4 protein-coding genes and 2 pseudogenes are annotated in these 5,456 nt (G+C 67.6%); all 6 read right to left on the minus strand.

The window, feature by feature from the left end; translation table 11 throughout:
- Positions 1-735: pseudogene (locus AC1D34_RS33650) on the minus strand (hypothetical protein); the annotation flags it as partial.
- A gap of 20 nt (positions 736-755) precedes the next feature.
- Entirely contained in the window at positions 756-1,967 is a 1,212-nt protein-coding gene (gene ampH / locus AC1D34_RS33655) for a D-alanyl-D-alanine-carboxypeptidase/endopeptidase AmpH (RefSeq protein ID WP_476826580.1), read from the minus strand.
- A 173-nt stretch (positions 1,968-2,140) separates the two neighbouring features.
- Positions 2,141-3,121 (minus strand): LytTR family transcriptional regulator DNA-binding domain-containing protein, encoded by a 981-nt coding sequence (locus tag AC1D34_RS33660; RefSeq protein ID WP_441490992.1) that lies wholly within the window; start codon positions 3,119-3,121, stop codon positions 2,141-2,143.
- A gap of 114 nt (positions 3,122-3,235) precedes the next feature.
- Entirely contained in the window at positions 3,236-4,117 is an 882-nt protein-coding gene (locus AC1D34_RS33665; protein ID WP_476769651.1) for an ABC transporter permease, read from the minus strand.
- 1 nt (position 4,118) lies between these two features.
- Complete coding sequence (locus tag AC1D34_RS33670; protein ID WP_476826581.1) at positions 4,119-5,051, minus strand: ABC transporter permease; 933 nt, start codon at positions 5,049-5,051, stop codon at positions 4,119-4,121.
- Positions 5,051-5,456 (minus strand): annotated as a pseudogene (locus AC1D34_RS33675) (hypothetical protein); the annotation flags it as partial. The pseudogene AC1D34_RS33675 and the gene AC1D34_RS33670, both read right to left, overlap by 1 nt.

The following is a 5,456-nucleotide window of genomic DNA, read 5'->3' on the forward strand; positions in this document are numbered from 1 at the left end:
GCCGTAGCCTGCCCCTGGGATCGGCCCAACCAGGCCGACGGCACCGGTGCCGGCCTTGCCGCCTCTCGCGCCCGCGCCACCGCTGCCACCGAGAATCGGCGCGGTGACGAAACTYGCGCTCGGATCACTCAGGATCGCGCCAGTACCACCGCCGCCACCGCCGCCGCCGCTGCCGCTGTCATGCCCCCAGATGCCACCGAAGGGCTGGCCGTCGCTGCCGTCTCCGCCAACCGCGCCTGCCCCGCCGGCACCGCCCGTGATCGCCTGGCCGCCCGGTAGCGGGCCGGAACCACTCCTGCCGTCGAAGCCGATGGCACCGGCACCGCCGCCATCGCCGCCGCCCTTGGCATGCGCGCCGCTACCGCCGGCTCCGCCCTGGCCGCCGTTGGCAGTAACGCTGCGCTTGTCGCCGTGCCGGCCGCCGCCGCCGCCGCCTCCCCCGCCTGCGAACAATCCCGAGCCGGCGCCCGCTCCGCCAGCGACAGGCTTGCTGACGCCATGGCGGCCGCCCGCGCCGCCGCCGCCCAGCGACTGGGCTGCGGCCGGATATGCGCCGATCAGGATGGCGCCGAGCATGACGCTCCCGGCCAAAACCCCGGCGATGGCCGTGGACGAGCGCAGCGCAGCCCGCTTCTGCGACAATGCCGCGCCGTGATATCCGAATAGGCTTGCAACCGGCGTCGGGTCAGGACGCCGGCTGATTTCAAAGGCCAGGCTCGGCCGCGCCRCCGTCATGCCCCTGCCGTCCGCAACGCTCAGCGCCCTTCCGCCGCGGGCACGAGTTCGGCAGCGAGATCCCGGACCGCCTGCCGTATCCCTCCGAACATGGCGAAGTCGACGCGGCTGGCGACGACGAAGATGCCGAGCTTGCGGTTGGGCGAGAGCACGACATAGCTCATGAAGCCACCAATGCCGCCGCTCTTGCCGAGCAGCAGCGGCACGCGTTCGCGCGCCGGGCTGACGATCCAGCCCAGCCCCATCCCGTCGGAATCCGCGGCTTCGACGCCGACGAGGCGCGCAAGCCCGTCATGGGGCCGCCAGAGAGCATGCGCGAGTGTCCGCGCCGGGCGCCCGGCCGCGTCATCGGCCAGATGCCAGCGCATCCATTTTACCATATCGTCGGCGGTGGTGTAGATGCCGGCACTGGCCTGCATCACCTCGCTCGCCTCCCAGTTCGGATCGGGTTTGCCGAACGAGTCGAGCCCGGTCATCAGCCGGGGCGTCTGAACCTCCGAGAGACGCAGGCCCGTGTCCGCCATGGCGAGCGGCGCGGTAATGCGCTCGCGCACCAGTTCGGCAAAGGGCTTGCCACCGGCCCTGCCGAGCGCGTCGCCCAGCAGGCCGAAGCCGAAATTTGAGTACATCGCGGTGGTGCCGGGGCGGTAGGCCGGGCGATGACCCGAGATCCAGTCCCAGTAATAGGATGCCTTAAAGGTCGCGAACGGGTTCTTCTCTTCCGCCGGCGTCGCTGGATCGGCCATTTCGCGCGGCAGTCCGGCCGAATGCGTCGCGAGGTCGAGCAACGTGATCGGCCGGTCGGCGTAATCCAGCGGAGTCTTGCCGGGCGGGGCATAGCGGCTGAGCGGAGCGTCGAGGGCGAGCTGCCCGGTTGTAGCCATCGCGGCAAGCACATCGGCCGCGAAGACCTTTGAAACCGAACCGACGCGGACGATCGATCGGCCGTCGGGCTCCTTGCCGCTGCCTGGCGCCGTTTCGCCATAGCCCGCGATGACGCTGTCCTCGCCCCTGACGACGGCGAGGATCAGCCCCGGAGCGCGCGCGTTCAGGAACATCGCGACGCCGGCCATCGATGCCGCATCCTTCAGGGCCAGATCTTCGGCAGCGGCCTGGCGCTGCCAGCCTGCGGAGAGCACGACGGCCACCAGGGAGATGACGGCGAACCTTGCCGCCTTACGTCCCGGGATGCGTCTGGAGGTGGGAGCGGTGACGGTGCGGTGGAGCGGCATGGGCAAAGCGTGAATCGGTTGATCGGTTCGCCTATCGGGTTGGCGTGCCGGGCGGGAGGCAAGCCCAATTCGACCAACCGACATGCYGGTTCGATGAATGCCCTTGCCGATCGGTTTCATCGTGAGAAATCGGTAAACCGGCAGGAGGTTACGTTACGTGAAGCGGCCGGCGCTTAAATCCCGAGTCGCTGCCGCAATTCCTGCCGGTAGGGGCGCGACACGGGCCAGGTGTCCGCGAGCTGGCCGAGCGCAATCTTCCAGGCATTCCCGTCGCGTCGGTCGAGCCCGCTGACATGCTGCAGGTTGACGATCGCGGTGCGGTGGACGCGCAGGAAGGAGGCCGAAGGCAGCAGCCCGGTCCAGAGCGCAAGCGGGCGCAGGTCGAGGACCGTCGAGCCGTCCTTCAGCCAGACCTTCGCATAGTCGCGCGCCGAGCGGACGCCGAGAATGGCATGCGGCTCCACGCCGATGATCTGCCCCTGCCGGCGCAGATGGATCAACGGTGCGAACGCCCTCGCCGGGTCGGCCAGCGCCTGCTCGCTGCGGTGCGATCCGTAACGCGCCAGCGCGATCAGTTCCGCGCATTGAAACAGCGCCCTGATATCCGCCCGCAGCCAGCACCGGACTGCGGTGGTCGCGTCGAAACCGATACAGCCGCGCAACTGCCCGTCATGGAAGACTGGCACGCTGAGCACGCTCTGGTCGCCCTGGCGCAGCATCTCGACCTGGAGCTGGCGGGCCGGACGCGGCAAGTCGGCAACCCGATTGATCATCACGGCCTTGCCCGAGACCAGGAACTGCTGCAGCCAGGCAATCATCGTCACCGGCGTGTTTTGCAGGTCCTCGACGAAGGAGCGAACGCCCTGCCTGCTCCATTCATGGGTGTTCCGGAAGCGCAGCAGCGCGGCGTCGTATTCGAACATCCAGGCCCGGTCGGCGCCGGCAAGCGCGCCGATCTCAGCCAGTGCAGCCGTGATCGCGACATCGGCCGGCTCTTGAATCAGTCGTTTGGCCGTGCGGTGGGGCCAGTCGGACCCTGGTCCATCGCCGCAGTCGGACAGCGAACGGGCCTCGTAGACGGCGTCAGGCGGCTTGCCTGCCGGGGTGCCTGCCTCCGCCTGCGCAACGACCTGCCAGCTGCCTGTGCCACGCACGGCGATTCCTCCTGCTGCATCCGCACATTTGGCGGCGGCCACTGTGCAGGTGCAACCGAAATATTGGCCGTGACGCAACCAGTCCGAACGATGGCAGGGGCCGTGCCTGCTCGCTCAGCGTGATTGCAACGTCGGGTCGAGCCTGTCGCGGACCCAGTCGCCGATGATCGAAATCGACATGGTCGTCAGGAAGATCGCCATGCCGGGCAGGATCGCGATCCACCATGCGGTGGTCAGGTAGGCGCGCCCTGCCCCCAGCATCTGGCCAAGGCTGGTCAGAGGCGGGCGGATGCCGAGGCCAAGGAAACTGAGCGAGGTTTCGAGCAGGATCACCTGCGGAAAGTTGAGCGTGAACTGAACGATCAGCACGCTCAGGATGTTGGGCAGGATATGCCGGAGATAGACATGGCGCGCCGGCGCGCCGAGCGCGACCACGGCCGTCGCATAGCCTTGCGTGTTTGCGGCGATGACGACGCCCCGCGTCAGCCGCGCAAAGACCTCCCAGCCGTAGAACCCCATGATGGCGATGAAAAGCAGGAAGCCACCCCCGAACATGGCGATCAGCGCGAGCGCGATCATCATGAAGGGAAGCGAGGCCTGGACGTCGGCCAGCATCATGATCGCTTCCTCGACGAAGCCGCGGAAATGCGCCGCGATGAACCCGAGCGCCGTGCCGATCAGGGCGCCGATCAAGGTGCCCCCGAGTGCGACAAGCACGCTGAAGCGGATGGCGTAGATCAGGCGGCTCAGGACATCGCGGCCGAGTTCGTCGGTGCCGAGAAGATGATCCGTCGTCCCACCCAGGAAGACCGGCGGCCTGAGGCGCTTGAGCAGCGCTTGCGCGCGGTAGTCATAGGGCGCCAGCCAGTCCGCGAAGAGAAAGACGACAACGATCAGCGCCAGCAGGACAAGGGCAACGACGACGAGGACGGGATAGCGCGCTTCCGCACGCACCGGAGTGTCGTCAGCCCGACGGAAGGACCATGGCATCGCCATCTCAGTTCTCCGAACGTGCGGCGCGCATGCGCGGATCGATCAGGGTGTAGATCGCGTCGACCGCGAGATTGGCGAGGATCATGGTGACCGAGACCATGATCAGGATCGCCTGGACCAGCGCGAAATCGCGCGACGTGACCGCGTTGACGAGAAGCCGACCGACGCCAGGGACCGCAAACACCGTCTCGACGATGATCGAGCCCGCGACGAGATCGCCGAGCTTGAGCCCGATGATGGTGACGATCGGGATCGCGGCGTTGGGCAGGGCATGCCAGAGCACGCGGCGGATGCTGGGCACGCCCTTGGCGCGGGCCGCCACTACATATTGCTTGTTCAGGACCTCAAGCATCRCCGAGCGGGTGAACCGCGCGAATGTACCCGCAAAATGCGTGCCCAGCGTCACGGCAGGCAGGATCAGGTGCAGGGCCGTCGCGTCGCCCGAACTCGGCAGCAGCCGCCAATGCAGCGAGAACAGCAGGATCAGCAGGATGCCGAGGAAGAAATTCGGCAGGCTGAAGCCGAGCACGGCGAAGCTCATCACCAGCCGGTCCACCGGCCGATTGCGGTTCAGCGCCGCGACGATGCCGAAGCCGACACCAAGAATGAGGCCAAGCACGAAGGCCGTCAGTCCAAGCCGCAGCGTATGGGGGAGCGCACCTGCGATCAGCTCCACCGCCGGGCGCTGATCGGAGAGCGAGAGGCCGAAATCGCCCTGTGCGATGCCGGCGAGATAGGAGACGTATTGCTGCCAGAGGGGTCGATCGAGCCCGAATTTCTCGCGGTAATGCGCGATGAGTTCGGGCGAGGCCTGGTCTCCGACCAGGGCATCGATCGGGTCCCCCGACAGGTTCAGCGCGACGAAGGTCAGGGTCACGATCAGCCAAACCGTCAGGAGGCCGCGCGCCAGCTTGGTCAGGAAATGACGGCCCGGCATCACGACGCCACGCGGTTTTGTGTTCCGACGAGCAGGTCGGGGTCGTTGAGCAGCACGGCCTGCGGCGACTTCTCCAGGATGGCAGCAAGGCCATCGGCATCGACATCTCCGACACGGCGCCCGGTTCCGCTCCCTCCCGCCGTGACCCAGACCGGCACATGCCCGAGCAGGCCTGTCGCGACCGTTCCGTCGAGACCGCCTTCCCAGATCCGGAAGGCGCTCGCTCCGGCTGCCGCGAAATGGTCCGGGTTTGCCCTATCGGGAAGGAAGGCGAGCACCCGGATGCCCGGCATCTGGAGCCGGGCGTGGGCGACCTGCAGGACGTCGCGCACACCGATCCATACCCGATCGCGCAGCCCTGCCCCATCGATCACCGCGATCACAGCGTTGATGATCGTCAGATCC

This window comes from Allobosea sp. P1_A7 (assembly GCF_056406775.1).